The sequence below is a fragment of the Stenotrophomonas sp. SrG genome (assembly GCF_050031795.1).
GTDB lineage: Bacteria > Pseudomonadota > Gammaproteobacteria > Xanthomonadales > Xanthomonadaceae > Stenotrophomonas > Stenotrophomonas rhizophila_A.
In genome coordinates, this window is sequence record NZ_JBNBBE010001313.1 from 1 (window position 1) to 236 (window position 236).

Below are 236 nucleotides of genomic sequence, written 5' to 3' on the forward strand. Positions count from 1 at the left end.
CGAGCTGGACTGCGCTGGTGGTGGTGCTGACGCCTTCGCTGCCCGAGGAGATCACGCGCTTGACGTGGTTGACCGTGGCCACCGAGTCCTCGACCTTGCGGGTGCCCTCCGCCTCCAGCTGGCTGGGCGAGGCGCCCGGCTGGGTCACGGTGACCGTGGTCCTCGGGAAGGCGATGTCGGGGAAGCGGGCGACCGGCAGCTGGTCGAAGCCCCACAGGCCGGCCACGCACAGCACG

Annotated in this window: 1 protein-coding gene; it reads right to left on the reverse strand. The window is 71.6% G+C overall.

Annotated elements, in window-relative coordinates:
* Positions 1–235: efflux RND transporter permease subunit (locus tag ACQG3P_RS23675; RefSeq protein ID WP_426806414.1), on the reverse strand; the 235-nt coding region annotated here is incomplete at its 3' end.
* Position 236: the final 1 nt, after the last annotated feature.